Source organism: Streptomyces sp. MJM8645, from assembly GCF_001625365.1.
In the GTDB taxonomy this organism is placed as follows: Bacteria; Actinomycetota; Actinomycetes; order Streptomycetales; family Streptomycetaceae; genus Kitasatospora.
On record NZ_LJJF01000001.1, the window covers coordinates 313,141 to 330,051 of the forward strand.

The following is a 16,911-nucleotide window of genomic DNA, read 5'->3' on the forward strand; positions in this document are numbered from 1 at the left end:
CCGACCGGCCACCGCTCCGGCCCCATCCGTCGGGGAGGTCAGTCCACCCAGAGATCCGGTTCGGTCACCCAGCCGGCGGCGAGGACCAGCCCGGTGACGCGGTGGACGGCGAGGAAACCGAAAGGCCGGGCGAAGCAGACCTCGACGTGTCGGATCCGGTACGGGGGCGGTGGCGGAGCTCCTGCGCCGGCGGCCGAGATGCTGGTCACCGAGGCCGCCCGGAAGCCGCGCGGGCCGAAGGTCGCGGTGGCGGTCTGGGCGGCGCTCTGGACGAACAGCGGCTCGCCGTCCGAGAGCCCGGGCAGTCGGTGCTCGACCCGCGAGGGGGTGCTCGCCGACGCCAGGCCGAACAGTTCGGGGCGCGCCAGCAGGTTGTGCTCGGCCTTGACCGTGAACCGGGGGACGTGCACACACAGTTCCGGCTGCGGCTCGCGGCTGCGTCGCCAGCCCAGGGTGAGTCCGGGCCCCGGGGATCCGGTGGGCAGGCGGTCCGCGGTGATCCGGCGGTGCCGGTGGGACAGCGCCCCTATTCCGGCGGCCAGCACCCGGCCCGTCGGGGCGTCCGGCTCGCCGAGCAGCAGCCGGACGTCGATGTCGCCGTGCCCGAGGACACGCAGCTCGGTGACCGGTCCGGTCGGCGTCTCCAGGACGGCGGCCCGGTCCAGCAGGGAGGTCCACCGCGACAGGTACGCGACCGGTCCACCCCACTCGTCCTCGAGTTCCGGTCCTGCTCCCTCCTCGAACGGGCGGATCCAGTCGGTCCGGACGGTGAGCGCGGCGGCCAGCACCAGGCGGGTGTCCGGGTCCAGGCTCACCGGCATCGCGTCGATCAGACCGTCCGTGCACCGCGCGGCCCAGGCGTCGAGCGCCCGCCGGTCCTCCGCCGTGTCCCCACTCAGCCGCCCGTGGACGTCCGTCGGCAGCGCTGCCGACCACTCCGGCCGAAGCCGGAGCCGATCCGCCGACCAGAGTCCGAGCGCCGCACCGACTCCCGGCAACCCCCGCAACAGGCCGAGGAGTTCACCCGCGCACACGGCGGCGGCCTCGGCCCGCATCCCGAGCGCCTCCTCCAACTCCCCTCGGACGGCAGGGCTCCCCGCTGGAGCCAGCAGCCCGAGCAGCGGCCACACCCCGGCCGGCATCAGCACCGTCCCGTGGACCGCTGGTGCCTGGTCGACCCATCGTGCGCCCAGCCCGTTGACCGCCCGTACCGCTTCGGCCCGGCCCATCCGCCCCCCTCGATCGGCGTTTCGCGCGCCGAGCGTAGGGCCTGGGCGGGGCGGGGCGCGAGGGGATTTCACCGCGCCCGGCGCAGGGTCAGGTGCTCGTCGGGGGCGGGCTCGTGGACGCGGACGACGTGGGCGTCGGCGCCACGCCGCGCTCCTGCCGCCACCACGGCAGGAGCGACGCCGGGGGCCTCACCGGGCCGGGCCGAAGTGGACGGCTGTGGCGCGGGAGCGGGAGGCGGTGTCGAGGAGCAGGACGGACGCCGCTTCCGGGGCCGGGGTCGGCGCGCCGGAGCGCGTGTGGCGGGTGAAGGCGGCGAACAGCTGGTCCAGGCCCCGGCGGTGGCGGGCGAAGACCCGGGCGGAGGCGTGGCGGCCCCGGGCACGCTGGCCGTCCAGCGCGGTGGCGGCACCGACGTCGAGCAGCACCAGGTGCAGTTGCCGGCCCTGCCGGGCGGCCTCGCGGGCGAGCCAGCGGCGCATCCAGGCGCGGCTGCCGCAGTCGTGCACCAGCAGTGGCCCGCCGCGCCGCACGGAGGAGCGCAGCAGCCGGACGTGCTCCAGCCGGGCCCAGGGCCGGTAGACCGCGTACGGCAGGCGCGCGGGCATGACCGCCTCGCAGGCCTCGTGGACGGCGCGCGGGTCGACGGTCGGCACCGCCCCCGCCCCGGACCAGCGCCGCAGCAGCGTGCTCTTGCCCGCGCCCGGCAGGCCCGACACGACCACGACGGCGTCGGGCGGGTAGCCCACGGTGAACGCCGCCCCAGCGACGCCCCGCAGGTCGAGGACGCCGTGCGGGCGCTCCTCGGCCCCCTGCCCGCCCGGCGCCTCGGCCGTGCCCGTGCCCGTGCTGGTACTGGTACTGGTGCTGGTGCCCGTGCTGGTGCCCACGTGTCCCCCGTCCCTGTCCGACGGGGAACCCTAACAACTCCCGGCCGCGGGTACGGCACTCCGGTCCGGTCACGGCGGGACGCCCGGCAGCGGCCCCTGCCCCCGGGATCCCCGCACCGCTGCGCCACCGCACCCGCCCTAAGCTGACGTCCCATCAGACAGGAGGCCACAGCATGGCGGAGTCGGGGCCGACGTACACCGGGCTGGTGTTGGCGGGGCTGGAGCGGGATCCGGGGCGGGTGGCGATCCGCTGGGGGGAGGAGGCGCTGACCGCCCGGGAGTGTCTGGACGGGGTGTACCGGACGGCGCGGGCGCTGGCGGGTGCCGGGCTCGGGCGCGGGGACGGGGTGACGGTGCTGGCCGGGAACCGGCCGGAGGCGGTGCTGGTGCGGTTGGCCGCGAACCTGCTGGGCTGCCGGGTCGCGATGCCGCATCCGGACGGCCCGGTCGGGGAGTCGGTGGCGCTGGCCGGGTTCGCCGGGACGTCGGCACTGGTCTTCGATCCGGCCCGCTGCCGGGCCGCCGCCGAGGGGATCGCGCGGGCGCTGCCCTCGGCGGGCCTGTTCGCGCTGGGGCCGTCGGCGCTCGGGGTGGACCTGCCGGCGTCGGCCGCGTCCTGCTCGCCGGAGCCGCTGGCCCCGCGGTTCCGCCCGCAGGACGTGATGGCGGTGCGATTCACCGGCGGGACGACGGGCCGGCCGAAGGGGGTGCTGCGCCGGTTCGCCCGGCCGCCGCGGCCGGCGCTGCTGTCCGGTTCGACGTTCCTGCTCTGTACGGAGCTGTGCCACGGCGGCGGTACGACCGCGGATCTGGCGCTGGCGGCGGGCGGCACGGTGGTGTTGCAGGAGTCCTTCGCCGCCGAGGCGGTGCTGGCGGCGATCGAGCGGTTCCGGGTCTCCCGGGTGTACCTGCCGCCGCACCTGCTCTACCGCGTGCTGGACCATCCGCTGCTGCGCGCGGCCGACACCGGCAGCCTGCGCCGCGTCACGTACACCGGCTGTCCGCCGTCGCCGCGCCGGTTGGCGGAGGCGACGCGGCGGCTGGGCCGGGTGCTGCACCAGACGTACAGCCTGACGGAGTGCGGGCCGGTGACCAGGCTGGGCCCGGACGAGCACCTGGACCCGCGGCTGCTGGCGACGGCCGGGCGCCCGTTCCCGGACACCAAGGTGCGGATCGTGGACGAGGACGGGACGGTGCTGCCGGCGGGCCGGACCGGGGAGATCTGCGTCCGCACCCCGACGGCGATGGTCGGCTACTGGCGCGACCCCGAGCTGACCGCCCGGGTGCTGCGGGACGGCTGGCTGCACACCGGCGATCTGGGCAGCCTGGACGCGGCCGGTTATCTGACGGTGGCCGGGCGCCGCCCGATGGCGATCGTGGACGGGCACAACGTCTTCCCCCGGGACGTCGAGGAGCCGCTGCGCGCGCACCCGGAGGTGCGGGAGGCGGTGATGTTCGCGACGGCCGGTCCGGACCGGCTGGAACGGGTGCACGCGGCCGTGGTCACCGGGCCGGGATCGCCGGCGACGGCGGAGGAACTGCGCCGCTGGGCCCGGGAGCGGGTCGGGCCGCAGTGCGCGCCGGACTCCGTCCTGGTGCTGCCGGGGATCCCCCTGACCGGGGCGGGGAAGCCGGACCTCGACGCGTTGCGGGCGTTGGCCACGTCCTCGGAGGGACGGGCCGTCACCCCTGCAGGGGCGCGCGAGGGAGTGTGACGCGCCCTACCGATGCTTCGAGCGCCCGCGCGGGCGACCTCTCGCGCGGCGGACGACGGGAAGAACCGCCTGTGGACACTCGACCGTGCGGACCGAACTGCCGATACAACCCCGGCGGCGTTCCTCCGCACCGTCCCCAGGAGGCACTTCCTTGACCTGGCTACGCGTCCTGACCGCACTCGGAATCCTCGCCGTCGCGGCCAGTGCAGTGCTCGTCTTCGCCCTCTGCACCGCCACCGCCCGGGGCGAGCGCGCTGGTGAGGACGCACCCGACCTGCGCTCGGACGCCGAAGGCAGCGGGCTCTTCCAGCGGATGGGCGGCGACAGCTGACGGACCCGCCGGCCGCCGCCCCTCCCCCACGTCAGTGCCCGGCGATGTCGTCCGGACGGACCTCGATGTGGTCGGCCGCGAGGTCGACCGCCACCCGGTGCTCCATCCCGAGCGCCTCCAGGAACTTGACCGGCAGCTGCACCCGCCCGGTGCGGTCCAGCATCACGTACTCGCGCTCGTTGACCGACTCCTCGCCGTGCTCGTCCGTGACGGTGCGGCGCAGCACCTCGCTGCTGGTCCGGCCGTCCCGGATGGCGACCGTGCGGCGCACCTCGCCCGCGACCATCGGGTCGTGGGTGACGATGACGACGGTGGCGCCGAGTTCGCGGTTGACGGTGCGGAAGGACTCGAAGATCACCCCCGCGGTCTCGGAGTCCAGTTCGCCGGTGGGCTCGTCGGCGAGCAGCACCGGCGGGTTGTTGGCCATCGCCACCGCGATCGCGACCCGCTGCTGCTGGCCGCCGGAGAGCTCGTTGGGGCGGCGGTGGGCGAGGTCGCCGATCTCCAGCGCCTCCATCAGCTCGGCCACCCGGTCGGCCTGCTGCTTGGCCCGCCCGGCCCCGGCCCGGCGCCCGCGCAGCTGCATCGGCAGGGCGATGTTCTCGGCGGCGGTGAGGAAGGGCAGCAGGTTGCGGGCGGTCTGCTGCCAGATGAAGCCGACCACCTCGCGCCGGTAGCGCAGCCGCTCCCGGGCGGACATCTCCAGCAGGTCGCAGCCGGCGACGGTGGCGCTTCCGGCGGTCGGCACGTCGAGCCCGGCCAGGATGGTCAGCAGGGTGGACTTGCCGCTGCCGGAGGCACCGACCAGGGCGACCAGGTCGCCCTGCTGGATGGTCAGCTCCAAGCCCTGCAACGCCTGGACCTCGACGCCCTCGGCGCTGAAGATCCGCACCAGCCGGTCGCAGACGATGGCCGCGCCCTCGCCGTACGCCTTGGGCGAGGCGGCGGCGAGGGCCCGCTGCCGGAGCTCCTGCAAGCTGGGGGCCTCGGCGACCGGCTGCTCCTGGGGAGTGGTCTTCACCGCTCGTCTCCTGTCTCGACTGTCCTAGAGGTCCTGGCGGTCCTGAAGGTCCTGACGGTCCTGAATATCTCGACGACCTTGACGGTCCCCACTGTTCCGACGGCCGGCGCCGGTGTCGCGGCCCGTACCGCTCCTCCCGCCCTCACCGCTGGTCCCCCGCCCGCAGTTCGGTGGCGATCTGGCGCCGGCCGGAGACGGCCGTCTCCAGGACCACCCCGAGGCAGACCACCAGCGCCAGGCCCGCCGTGGGCAGCAGCACCGGCAGCAGGACGGGGGCCAGCGCGTCGCCGACGTTGGCGCCGACCAGCGCCGACAGGTCGAAGGCCGGCCCGAGCAGTCCGACCGCCGCCAGCGCGACCAGCCCGCCGCCGACGGCCGCCACCAGGGTCTGCGGCAGCGTCTCGGCGATGATCAGCGCCAGCCCCTGCCGGGGCCGCAGGCCCATGGTGCGCAGTCGGGCCAGCAGGGCCGTGCGCTCGGGGGCGGCCCGCACCAGGGTCAGCAGGACGGCGAGCAGGGCGAACCCGGCGCCGGCGGCGCCCGAGTACCAGAACAGGCGTTCCGCGGAGCGCTGCAGCGGGTCGGCGGCGAGCGTGGCGGCCACCTCGTGGCTGCTGCGGACCGTGTACCCGGGGGGCAGCCCGTAGCTGCCCTTGCCGGCGGCCACGGCCTCGTCCCGGATCAGCTTGGCGAGGCCCGTGGCGGTGGTCAGGCCCTGGTCCAGCAGCAGGTTCCTGACCTGGCCGGCGTCGACGTCGCCGACGGAGAGCCACTTGTTGGTCCGCTTGAGCTCCGGAAGGCGCTCGGAGGCGGGCCCGACGGGCACGACCATGAACGGCTTGCCCGGGTCGGGCAGGGCGGGGGTGCCGGTGACGATCCCGGCGACGGTGGCGCGCAGTTCGCCCCCGTTGGGGGTGCGCAGCCGGGCCGGGCCGTCGGTCAGCTGCTTGGACAGGCCGCTGCTGAACAGCGCCGGCACCGGGCTGTCCGGGCCGCCCGGGGTCCCGGCGAGCGCCGCCGGGTCGAACTCGCCCACCCCGAAGGTCCGGGCGATCTCGGCGTAGGCCTTCGGCTCGGCCACCACAAGGATGGCCGCGGTGCGGTCGCCGCCCGTGCCGATGAAGGAGGCCCCGGGCTCGACCCAGACCCCGGTCGCGGCCCGCACGCCCGGCAGTTCGGCGGCGGCCGTGGTGAACGCCTCCGGCAGGGTGGCGTAGACCGGGAGGGAGACGGAGACGTCGCCGCCGGTGGTGATCCGGGCGGCGCGCAGCCGGACGCTGTCCACGGTGTCGAGCACGGTGGCCCCGAAGCCGGTCGTGGTGACGGCGATCACCAGGGCGAGCAGTGGCAGCGCGGAGGGCCGGCGGCGGCCCGAGCTGTCGCGGGCGGCGCGGGCCAGGCCGAGGAAGCCGATCAGGCCGCGGCCGCGCCCGGCGAGGGCGGCCAGCCAGCCGACCACCAGCGGCTGGATCCGGGCCAGCAGCAGGCCGCCGGTGAGGGCGAGCATCAGCGGGGCGGCCACCAGCAGCGGGTCCAGGCTGTTGCCGGGGGCGACGCCGCGGCGGCGGACCTCGGCCACGGCCGCGGCGGTGACGGCCAGGACGGCGAGTTCGCCGACGAGTCGGCGCCAGCCGGCCACGGCCTTCGGCGGGGACAGCAGTACGGCGGCGCGCGCCGGGAAGGCCAGCACGGCGATCAGGGCGACGGCCAGGGCGGTGAGCAGGGCGTTGCCCCACCGGGGGGTGGGCAGCAGCACCAGGGCGAAGGCCGTTCCGAGCAGGGCGGAGGGCAGCACGGTCGCCGCGCCCTCGCCGAGCAGGCGCAGCAGGATGCCGCCGCGCGAGCCGCCGCGGGCCTGGAGCAGCCGGAGTTCGGCGGTGCGCCGGTCGGCGGTGAGGGCCGCGGCGAGGCACAGCACCACGACGGCCACCCCGGCCACTCCGGCCGGTCCGATCGCGGCCAGCGGGGCCGCGGCGTCGTAGCGGGCGGTGGCCCGGGTGAAGATGTCGGGCAGGAGCGAGGTGACGTGCAGGTCCGGGCGCTTGGTCACGTCGGCGAGGGTGGTGGCGCCGCGCCCGACCAGGAAGGAGCCGACGGTGGCGCGGGTCTCGGCCAGCTGGTCGGCGCGCAGGGCGGCGGAGTCGACGGGCAGCCGCCAGAAGTTCACGCCGCCGTTGCCCCAGAGGATCAGCTGGTGCAGGCCGCTGTCGGTGACGAAACCGGTGGTCACCCAGTGGAGCTCCGCGCCCTGGCCCTCCAGGCAGGCGCGGGCGGGACAGCCCACGTCGTCCCAGGTCGGGTCGGTGGGGTTGTTGACGCGGTAGAAGCCGACCACGGTGGACCGGGTCCGGCCGGTCAGGTCGCTGCCGTTGTCGACGACGTCACCGAGCTTGACGCCGATGGTCTCGGCGGCCTTCTGGCTGATGATCATCGGCAGGGGTGCGCCCTCGGCCGCGGGGCCCGGCCAGACGCCGTCGGTGAGGGTCACGAGCTCCTTGAGCCCGTGCAGGTACAGCAGGCCGAGCACCGGCGGATGGTCGGAGACACGGGCGTAGCCCTCGTTGAACATCTTGCGCGGGGACTTGGCCCGGCTGCCGTAGAGCCGGCTGGTCTCGGTGAGCGGCAGGTTCCGGCCGATCTCCGCGGTCAGCTTCTGCTGCACGTCGTCGAGGGCGGAGGCCGGGTCGCTCAGGTTCGGCTCGGAGGTGGCCTGCAGGCTGGTCGCGTTGACGCCCTTCTGGCGCACGAAGTCCCGCAGGGCGCTGTCCGCGCCCCGGTCGACGACGCGGGGGAAGGCCGCCGCCATGAACACGGTGACGAAGGCGAGCGCCGCCATGAGCAGGGTGGCCAGCGGCGTCGCGCGGAGCCGGGTGCGGACCCAGGGCGCGGGGCCGTGCGCGGGCGCGGGCTCGGGCGAAGGGGTGGGCACGGTGGTGCCGGCCTTGGTGGTCACATCTCCTCCACGTGGCGCAGCCGGGCGGCCACGTCTCGACGGCGGCGTCCGATCAGGAAGGCCGAGAGCAGGGGAACGACGGCGATCGCGGCCGTGAGCAGCAGGGCCTGACCGAACGGCAGCTCGATCAGCGCCCCGGGCGTCGGGCGGCGGGCGGCGGGCGTCAGCACGACGAACGGCACGATCAGGTGGACGAGCAGCGTGCCGAGGCCCAGCCCGACGGCCCCGCCGAGGGCGACCAGGAGGGCCTGTTCGGCGGCCATGGTGCGGGTCACCTGCTTGCGGCGGGCTCCCAGGGCGAGCAGCAGGGCGGAGTCCCGGGAGCGTTCGCGGGCGGAGGCGGCCACGGCGGCGCCGAAGCCGATCGCGGCGAGCACCCCGGTGACGACCGCGATGACCATGAGCGCGCTCTGCGGGGCGGCGCCGACCGGGTCGCTGAGGAGGGCCTCGGCGGCCTCCTCGTAGAGCTGGACGTCCTGGGTGCCGGGGGCGGCGCGCAGGGCGGCGGCGGCCTCCGCGGGGGTCCGGTCGCCGGGGCCGGTGGCGGGCAGCCACCACTCGGCGCGGTTGGGCAGTTCGCCGCCCTGTGCGGCCAGCAGCCGGGCCGTGGTGGAGAGGTCGACCAGGAGCGCGTTGGGGCCGGCCGCCGGCAGGGCGTCGACCACGGCGGTGATCTTGACCGGCAGGACGATCCCGGAGAACGGCACCTTGATGGTGTCGCCGACGGAGCCGCCGACGACCTTCAGGTAGTCGCGGGTGGCGATGCCGGACACGGTGTCCGGCACGCTCGTCCCGGTCGGCTGGAGCACGGCGCGGACCATGTCGCCGAGGCCGTTGGCGAAGCGGTAGCGGATGGTGAACAGGCGGTCGGCGCCGGTCGGTTCGGATCCGAGGACGGCGGCCGGCCCGGGCACCACGTCGCCGACGGCCCGGACGGGGGGCGCCGTCGCCGTCCAGCCGAAGCCGGCCGGCACCTGGACGGCGGTCGCGGGGCCGTCGGCGCTGTCGGAGACGGACAACCGGTGGACGGTCAGCTCGCCGTTGGACCGGTCGCCGAAGGCGACGATCACGCCGACCACGGTCAACGGCGCGGCGGCCGAGCCGAGCGGGGCGTCGACCAGCGTGGTCAGCGAGGCCGAGACCTTGGCGTCGCCGGTCAGCGGGAGCGTGCCCAGCGAGACCTTGTGGATCATGCCGAAGCGGTCGCGCAGCAGCAACCTGGCCTCCGGGTGAAGCGACGGACGGGTACTGCCGCCGGGCGTCCCGGCCTGCTGCTCCGGCTGCTGGACGGTGACCTCCGCGTCGATCCGCAGCGGGTGGCCGGGCAGTTCCAGGCCGGCCAACGGCCCGGTGGGGGCGGGCTGGGCGAGCGACCCGAACAGGTCCTCGCGGGTGCGCCCGCCGAGCAGGTCGGCGCGGACCGGGACGCGCTCGGCGAAGGCGGAGGTGTCCACGGCGAGCAGTTGGCCCTTGCCGTTGGGCAGGGACTGGTCCTCGCGCACCACCGGGACGATCCGGTCACCGCCGGGCAGCGCGCCGTAGCGGCCGCCCTGGCCCATCAGGGCGTTGTGCGAGGCGGAGATCCGCAGGCCGCCGAGCGTGTTGAAGGCGGCCTGGTCACGCTGGGAGGCGGTCCAGGTGGCGTGCTGGCCGAGCGCCAGCACGCCGGTGGCCACGGCCATCACGAGCAGCAGCACGGGGCCGGTGGCGCGGGCGGGCCGACGGGCCAGCTGCCAGCCCACCAGGGCCGGGCCGAGGCCGCGGCCGCGGGCGGCCACCCGGGCGCCGAGCCGGGCGGCGAGCGGCAGCAGGCGCAGCACCACCAGGGTGCCGGCGCAGAGCGCCAGGGTCGGGGTGGCCACCAGCAGCAGGTCCACGCCGAGCCGGCCGGAGGAGTCGGTGGACAGCCCACCGCCGTACTGGCTGAGCTGCTGGTAGGCGAGCACGGCCAGGGCGAGCACGACGAGGTCGCCGCCGTTGCGCGCGACGCCGGAGACCAGGGCCTGGCGGCGGCCGGAGCGACTGCGCAGGGCGGCTCCGGCGCCGCGCAGCAGGCTTGGCAGGCTGGCCAGCAGGACGCAGGCGAAGGCGCAGAGCACGGCGATCGGCCAGAGCGACCAGCTGATGCCGGTGTCCAGGGGCACCTGGTGGTCGCTCCCGAAGCCGGCCAGGGCGCGGACCAGGAACGGAGTCAGCAGGGGGGCCAGCAGCGCGGCGGGCAGGGCGAGCAGCAGCGACTCCGTCGCGGTGAAGAAGCCGAGCCGGGCGCCGGAGGCGCCGCGGGCGGCGAGCAGCTCGTTCTCGGCCGTCTGCCGGGTCGCGATCAGGTTGACGACCAGCAGCAGCGCTGCGACGGCGAGCACGGCCAGCTGGAGGGCGCCGATCAGCAGGGTGGTCCGGGCGACCATCATGCTGGAGGACAACTCACGCAGGATGTCGGGCAGTTCGGTCCTTGAGCCGATGCTGGCGCGGGACTGCAGGTCATCGGCGAGGCCCTGGGCGCGGTCGCCCATGGCCTCCGCCGAGGACTGGCCGATGCCCGTGAAGTCGGCGTCGAGCAGCCAGCTGCGGCTGCTCTGCACCAATCCGGCGGTGGTGAAGGCGCTCTGGTCGACCAGCATCGGGCCGTAGGTGGTGAAGCCGCTGACCTCCACCTCGTGACCACGGACCGGGTCGATGCGCCAGTACGCGTCGGCCGGGTCGACGGCCCGGTAGACGCCGGTGACGCGGACGGTCAGCGGCTTGCCGTCGAGGCGGTCCGCCAGCTGCACATCGGCGGGCAGGGCCTGGTCGGTGAGGCCGAGCCGGGCCAGCATGGTCTGCGGGACGGCGACCTGCGGGGCGGCGGTCTGGACCGGGCCGGAGGCCGCGGCGGGCCACGCGCCGGCGAGCAGGTGGGTCCGGTCTCGGTCGAGGTCGGCGAGGACCGTCAGGTCGGGCTGGGCTCCGGCTCCGGGGACTGCGGACCCGGGGGCGCCGCTGGTCCCGGTAGTGCCGCTGGCGCCGGTAGTGCCGCTGGTCCTGGTAGTGCCGGTAGCGCCGGCGCCGTCCGGCAAGCCGTAGGAGCGGCTGCGCAGCAGGCTGTCGGTGCGCACGGACAGGTCTCCGAAGAGCCTGCCGCGGTAGGCGGCGAGCTCCGCCTCGTCCTTCGCACGCTGGTCGAGCCCGTGTTCGGCGGTCACCACGACCGTGGTCCGGGCGTGGCCTGTCCCCTGGAGCGCCTGCCGCAGACCGGCCTCGCCGACACTGCGGTTGAACGCCACCAGCGCGGTCAGCACGGCCGTGGTGATCAGCACTGCGAGCAGCACGGCGGCAGCCAGCGGCAGTCGCCCACGCAGTCGGCGCACGACGAAGCCGAGCATCAAGTTCCTCCCCGGTCTTTACGTCCCCAGGTTGCGTCCCAGCCCGGTCCATCGATCCGATTTGGTCACAACTCGGCTACGAATAGACACACTTAGGGCACATCGACGCAATGATCACCGGCATTTGATCACCGGATAGCGGACGACTCTGTCAGATTCGATCCAGGAACGGAAGGGACTTGCGCTAACAAGTAAGTAATGAGCAAATTCCTTGCATTGGCAGCTCCCCCACTTCGGGCGCCCGCCAGAATGCCATGAACATTTCATAACTAAGGCTCCACAGCACGCCTTTGGGAACGCCGACCCGCACCCCGGAAATCGCCGCCCGAAACCGTGAACCCGTGGCGCCGCCCGTCCGTAGACACTGGGTAGACACACACAGGGGGAAGCCTCAATGACGCAGCCTCAGGCCACCGCCACCACCAACACCCCGATGGTGGCCGTGACCGACCTCCGACGCAGCTTCGGCACCGGCGAGCGGACCGTGCACGCGCTGCGCGGCGTCTCCTTCACCGTCGGCCGCGGCGAACTCGCCGCGCTCAAGGGCCGGTCCGGCTCCGGCAAGACCACCCTGCTCAACCTCGTCGGCGGCCTGGACGCCCCGACCGCCGGCAGCATCGCCCTGGACGGCACCGACCTCGCCGAGCTGAACGAGGACGGCCGGCTCGCCCTGCGGCGGGAGCGGATCGGCTTCGTCTTCCAGTCCTTCGGGCTGATCCCGATGCTCACCGCCGCCGAGAACGTCGGCGTGCCGATGCGGCTGCGCAAGGTCTCGGCCGCCGAACGCGAGGAGCGCGCGCACACCCTGCTGGCCCTGGTCGGCCTCGCCGACCAGGCCAACCAGCGGCCCGGCGAGCTCTCCGGCGGCCAGCAGCAGCGCGTCGCCATCGCCCGCGCGCTGGCCAACGAGCCCGGCCTGATCATCGCCGACGAGCCGACCGGCCAGCTGGACTCGGAGACCGGCCGCTCGATCATGCAGCTGCTGCGCGCCGTCGTCCGCAGCGAGGGCGTCACCGTGGTGGTCGCCACCCACGACCCGACGCTGATGGAGCTCGCCGACCGGGTGATCGAGCTGCGTGACGGGCGGATCGTCGAGGGGGCGGCGAAGCCGGCCGCGTAAGGGTGGCCCGGGGTGGACCGGCCTGTCCGGCCTGTCCTGTCCGGTCGGGCGGGCCGTCCGGTCGGGCGGTCCGGCGCACCCGGGCGCGGCCGGTGATGAACCCGGACGCGCTCCGCGAGCCCGTTCAGGGCGCCTTGAGCACCGCCTCGCAGGCTCGGCACCGCCGGGTGCGCTGGGACGGCGGGTACCAGGGCTCGCCGGGCCCGGCCGGGCGGTAGGGCTCCCGTTCGAGGTCCGCCGTGTCGAGGCCGCAGAAGGTCACCGGCCCCGGATCCTCCGGCACATCCGGATCCGGCGGCGCCGCGTGCACCCAGCGAATCCGCGCGCCCACGTCGACCTCGCCCGCGTCCAGCACCTCCGTGGACGACTCCAGCTCGACCAGCACGACCACTCCGCTCATACCTCGACCCTGCGCCCCTGCGGCGGCTCGCGCATCCGGTGGCGGGCCCCCTCCCGGTCAGGCCCCGGGGAGGGTGATCGACTGAGCGTGGTGGAACACCCCCGCGCCGTCCCAGTACGCCTTGGTGCGCTGCAACCGCGGGTAGTTCCCCTTGTAGTAGAGCCGCTGGTAGGCCGGGTCCGGCTGGTCGGCCGTGCCCAGGTCGACGTCCGGGTAGTTGACGTAGGCGCCGTCCGTCGCGGTGTCGATCTCCGGGACACCACCGGTCTCCCGGTAGACGTCCCGGTAGAGCCCGGCGAGGTACGCCAGGTGGTCGGCGTCCTGGGCCTCGTCGGTCCAGTACGTCTGGTACTGGAGCTTCATGATCGAGTCGCGCTGGGGGACGGCGGTCTCCCCGGGCCCGCGGGTGTTGATCCGGCAGCCGTAGGAGTCGATCTGCACCAGCGTCTTCGTGAGGTCCACGCCCTCGACGTCCCGGACCAGCCAGTCCCAGAAGGTGGCGATCTGCGCCCGACTGAACGGCTCGCGGTGGTAGGCCGACTTGTACTTGCCGCGCTGGTTGTCACCCGACGGGTTGAGCGTCATGGTGGCCTGGAACCAGGGCAGTTGGCGACGCTTCTCCGGGTAGGACAGGAACAGCCCGCCGGCGCTGTGGGTCTGGACCACCGAACGCGTCGCCATCCCGCGCTCGACGGCCGCCAGGAACGCGTCGAGCGGCGCCGGGTCGTCACCGTCCCACTGGCTCACCAGGACGACGTTCCCGTTGGAACGGTGGGTGAGCTTGAGGATCGCGAACAGGCCCTGGTAGGTCGGCTCCTGCGGGCCGCTGTGCTCGGCCATGAAGGCACCGAAGTTGCGCACCAGGGTCTCGAAGTCGCCGGGCCGCTTCACCAGTTCGCCCCAGGGCCAGGCGACGCTGCTGAGCCAGACCCGGGGCGGCGGCTTCGGCACGCCGACCGCGAAGTGGTAGCGCAGCACCACCCCGAAGTTCCCGCCGCCGCCCCCGGTGTGGGCCCAGAAGAGGTCCGCCTCCGGGGAGCCCTCGCCGTCGTCGCGGTGCGCCCTGGTCACCACGGCGGTACCGCCCCGCACGGTGACCACGTCGACCTGGACCAGGTGGTCCACGGTGAGCCCGTGCCGCCGCGAGAGCAGGCCGAACCCGCCGCCGCAGATGTGCCCGCCCGCGCCGACCGAGTAGCAGGATCCGGCCGGCAGCGTCACCGCGTACGCGCGGAAGAGCGTGGTGTAGACGTCCCAGTTGGTGGCCCCGCCCTCCACGCAGTACGTCGGGTGGCCGAACTTGTCCCTGGCGGCGGCGACACCCCGCATCATGCCGAGGTCGAGGATGACGCCCCCGTCGTTGTCGACGAAGCCCTCGTAGCAGTGCCCGCCGCCGCGGACGGTCGGCCGCAGCCCGTGGTCCAGCGCCCGGTTCAACTCGCCCACGGCGTCCGCCTCGTCGACCACCAGGCGGATGTAGGCGGGGCTGCTGCGCCAGCGCTGGTTGAAGCCCTGGCCGAGCGTCCGGTAGCGGGGATCGCCCGGCCGGACCGACCGCCCCTCCGGCGGCTCCCGGCGCGCACCGGCCGCGGCCGCCGTACCCGTCGAGCCGGCGGACACCCCGGCCGCCGCCGCACCGGCGGTGCCCAGGAATCCCCGTCGGGAGAATGCGCCCTCCATGGCCCGACCTCACTTTCTCGGCGATGAGAGAAGCTGGCGGCGGCACGCTAACACAGGTATTCGAGGGTGGGAATCCTTTAACGAACTAGTGTGACAGTACGTCATTTTCGGCGAATCAGCGCAGGTCCCGGACCGGTGCGGGCCCGGCGCCCGATTGTCAGTGGTATCGGCTACGGTCCCCGACATCCGAGAAGAATCCGAGAAGAACTCGTTTCCGAGGAGGGCCGGATGGCGATCCACCGTCGCATTCACGCCGCATTTCCCGTTCGCACGGCCATCCGTGTTCACGCCGTCCTCCGGGAGCTCGGCCGGAAAGCACGGATGTGGTGGCCGGCGCCGCCGACCACCACATCCGTTCATGCGTACCTCAGGCCCCCGGGGGCCGCCCGGCCAGTCCTGCCGGGCGGGCCAGGCGGGACGTGCAGGCCTTGCGGGCCGGCACCGGCCGGCTGCTCAGCCCCGTCAGGCCGCCGGGAAGATCGCCGCGTCCGGCTTCAGCAGCTGGCCCGGCTTCGGCGCGGTGCCGTCCACCAGGTAGCGGGTGACCAGCGCGTTCAGCGCCTGGCTGCGGCCGACGGCGCAGTGCTCGATCGAGTCCACGCTGACCAGCACGGCGTTGCCCAGCTGCTGCTGCATCCGCTGGGCGAACTTGTACTGGGTGGCCGGGTCGTAGAGGTTGCCGATCACCATGACGGTGTTCGAGGTCTTCTTGTTCCACGGGCCGCTGAAGCGCTCGGCGTCCCGGGCCGGGGCCGGCCAGCTCGCGCAGGCGGGCGCGTCGAAGGCCTGGTAGCGGCCGAAGGTCGGCGACTCCTTCTCCCAGGCCTTGGCGACGTTCGGGAAGACCCGGTCGTTCGACGGGTACGGCTTGTCCTGGCAGTTGACGCCCATGTAGGAGTCGTCGGCGGTGTACTCGGAGTCGACCGGGGCCTCGCGCAGCGCCCGCGGGGCGTTCACCGCGAGGATGTTGGCGTCGTCGTCCGAGACGGTCGCCTTCGGCGCCATCAGGGTGTTCGCGGCCGGCTTCTGGACCAGCTGGTACGTCGCCTGCAGCGACTTGGCCAGCGGCGCCAGCTTGGCCTGCGAGTACAGCGCGCTGGCCACCTCGCTGGTGAAGGTGCTCAGCGTCACCTGGGAGCCGTTCGGCAGGGTGACCGGGCTGGTCCGCAGGTGGTCGCGGAGCTGGTCGAACTTGGCCCGGGTGTCGCCCTCGCCAAAGGCGCAGCGCGGGGCGCCGGCGGCCTGGCAGCGCTTCAGGAACTCGTCCAGGGCCAGCTCGAAGCCGCCCGCCCGCTGACGGTCGTACTCCAGGCCGTCGTGCAGGCGCAGGTTCGGGTCGACGTTGCCGTCGACGATGATCGTGCGCACCTTGTTCGGGTACATCCCGGCGTAGGTCGCGCCGATCAGGGTGCCGTAGGAGAACCCGGCGAAGTTGAGCTGGGAGTCGCCGACGGCGCGGCGCATCCGGTCGAGGTCACGGACCACGTTGATGGTCGACATGTGCTCGATCAGCGGGCCGGCGTTCTTGCTGCACGCGTCGGTGTAGTCCTGGTCCGCGTCCAGCGTCTCGTTGATCTCGGCCTTGGTGACCGGCACGCCGACCATGCGGCCGTTGACCGCGTCGGCGTCCTCCTGGGTCTTGAAGCACTTGAGCGGGTTGCTCCGGGCCACGCCGCGGGGGTCGAAGCCGACCAGGTCGAAGCGCGACTGCACCTCGGTACCGAATCGGGTGGTGGTCGCCCACAGGTAGCCGCTACCACCCGGGCCGCCCGGGTTGAGGAACAGCGAGCCGATCCGCTTGGACGGGTCGCTCGCCCGCCGGCGCATCATGGCGATGCCGATCTTCTCACCCGACGGGTTGTCATAGTCCAGCGGCACCGGGTACACGGCACAGTCGTAGATGCCTGGGTCCGGCTTGCTCGGGTCGGGGTTACACGGGGTCCAGTTGACAGCGGCGACCTTCGCCTCGGCCGCCGCACCCGGCGCCAGGTCTATCGGCGCCGCCGACGCCGCGACAGCACTACCGGTGACGAGGGCGAGGGCGCAGGTGACCGCTCCGGCCAGCGTGGATATACGGGACAAGGAACCTCCTCAGTACTGAAAGGGCGGCCCCAGCCTGTCAGTCTGAGATCTCCATGTGAAGACCTGGAAGCAGCGTAAATGTTTCGATGGCTTCCATTTTGCGACCGGATTATTCTGTGAATGAACCAAC

General features: G+C 74.0%; 11 protein-coding genes. 3 read left to right on the forward strand and 8 right to left on the reverse strand.

Going from position 1 to position 16,911, the window contains the following annotated elements; all coding sequences use genetic code 11:
• Nucleotides 1–38: 38 nt before the first annotated feature.
• Entirely contained in the window at nucleotides 39–1,229 is a 1,191-nt protein-coding gene (locus A6F73_RS01235) for a serpin family protein (protein WP_063346021.1), read from the reverse strand.
• Between the two features lie 189 nt (nucleotides 1,230–1,418).
• On the reverse strand, nucleotides 1,419–2,117 hold the full coding sequence (locus tag A6F73_RS01240) for an AAA family ATPase (RefSeq protein ID WP_063346022.1): 699 nt from the start codon (nucleotides 2,115–2,117) through the stop codon (nucleotides 1,419–1,421).
• 173 nt (nucleotides 2,118–2,290) lie between these two features.
• On the opposite strand from A6F73_RS01240, the gene A6F73_RS01245 reads away from it, so the two are divergent.
• Nucleotides 2,291–3,832: an AMP-binding protein gene (locus A6F73_RS01245; protein ID WP_063346023.1), complete on the forward strand. Its 1,542-nt coding sequence runs from the start codon at nucleotides 2,291–2,293 to the stop codon at nucleotides 3,830–3,832.
• A gap of 151 nt (nucleotides 3,833–3,983) precedes the next feature.
• Complete coding sequence (locus tag A6F73_RS01250; protein ID WP_063346024.1) at nucleotides 3,984–4,163, forward strand: hypothetical protein; 180 nt, start codon at nucleotides 3,984–3,986, stop codon at nucleotides 4,161–4,163.
• Nucleotides 4,164–4,194: 31 nt separating this feature from the next.
• Here A6F73_RS01250 and A6F73_RS01255 read toward each other — a convergent pair whose 3' ends face one another.
• The 3 genes from A6F73_RS01255 to A6F73_RS01265 form a co-directional block, all read right to left on the reverse strand.
• Nucleotides 4,195–5,184, reverse strand: a complete 990-nt coding sequence (locus tag A6F73_RS01255) for an ABC transporter ATP-binding protein (RefSeq protein ID WP_208869032.1) — start codon at nucleotides 5,182–5,184, stop codon at nucleotides 4,195–4,197.
• A gap of 142 nt (nucleotides 5,185–5,326) precedes the next feature.
• Entirely contained in the window at nucleotides 5,327–8,137 is a 2,811-nt protein-coding gene (locus tag A6F73_RS01260) for a hypothetical protein (RefSeq protein WP_063346025.1), read from the reverse strand.
• The gene (locus A6F73_RS01265; protein WP_063346026.1) at nucleotides 8,134–11,499 is read right to left on the reverse strand and encodes an FtsX-like permease family protein; all 3,366 of its coding nucleotides are present in this window, start codon (nucleotides 11,497–11,499) and stop codon (nucleotides 8,134–8,136) included. The genes A6F73_RS01260 and A6F73_RS01265 overlap by 4 nt, the downstream gene beginning before the upstream one ends.
• Nucleotides 11,500–11,893: 394 nt before the next feature.
• On the opposite strand from A6F73_RS01265, the gene A6F73_RS01270 reads away from it, so the two are divergent.
• Nucleotides 11,894–12,619, forward strand: a complete 726-nt coding sequence (locus A6F73_RS01270) for an ABC transporter ATP-binding protein (RefSeq protein WP_063346027.1) — start codon at nucleotides 11,894–11,896, stop codon at nucleotides 12,617–12,619.
• 124 nt (nucleotides 12,620–12,743) lie between these two features.
• Here the strand turns inward: A6F73_RS01270 and A6F73_RS01275 are convergent, their stop codons facing one another.
• The 3 genes from A6F73_RS01275 to A6F73_RS01285 all read right to left on the reverse strand — a co-directional run bounded on the left by A6F73_RS01275 (nucleotide 12,744) and on the right by A6F73_RS01285 (nucleotide 16,781).
• Complete coding sequence (locus tag A6F73_RS01275; protein ID WP_063346028.1) at nucleotides 12,744–13,019, reverse strand: hypothetical protein; 276 nt, start codon at nucleotides 13,017–13,019, stop codon at nucleotides 12,744–12,746.
• Between the two features lie 57 nt (nucleotides 13,020–13,076).
• Nucleotides 13,077–14,699 carry an FAD-binding protein gene (locus A6F73_RS01280; protein ID WP_079135336.1) on the reverse strand — a complete coding sequence of 541 codons (1,623 nt, stop codon included), beginning with the start codon at nucleotides 14,697–14,699 and terminating at the stop codon, nucleotides 13,077–13,079.
• Nucleotides 14,700–15,161: 462 nt separating this feature from the next.
• Complete coding sequence (locus tag A6F73_RS01285; RefSeq protein WP_208869033.1) at nucleotides 15,162–16,781, reverse strand: alpha/beta hydrolase; 1,620 nt, start codon at nucleotides 16,779–16,781, stop codon at nucleotides 15,162–15,164.
• Nucleotides 16,782–16,911: the final 130 nt, after the last annotated feature.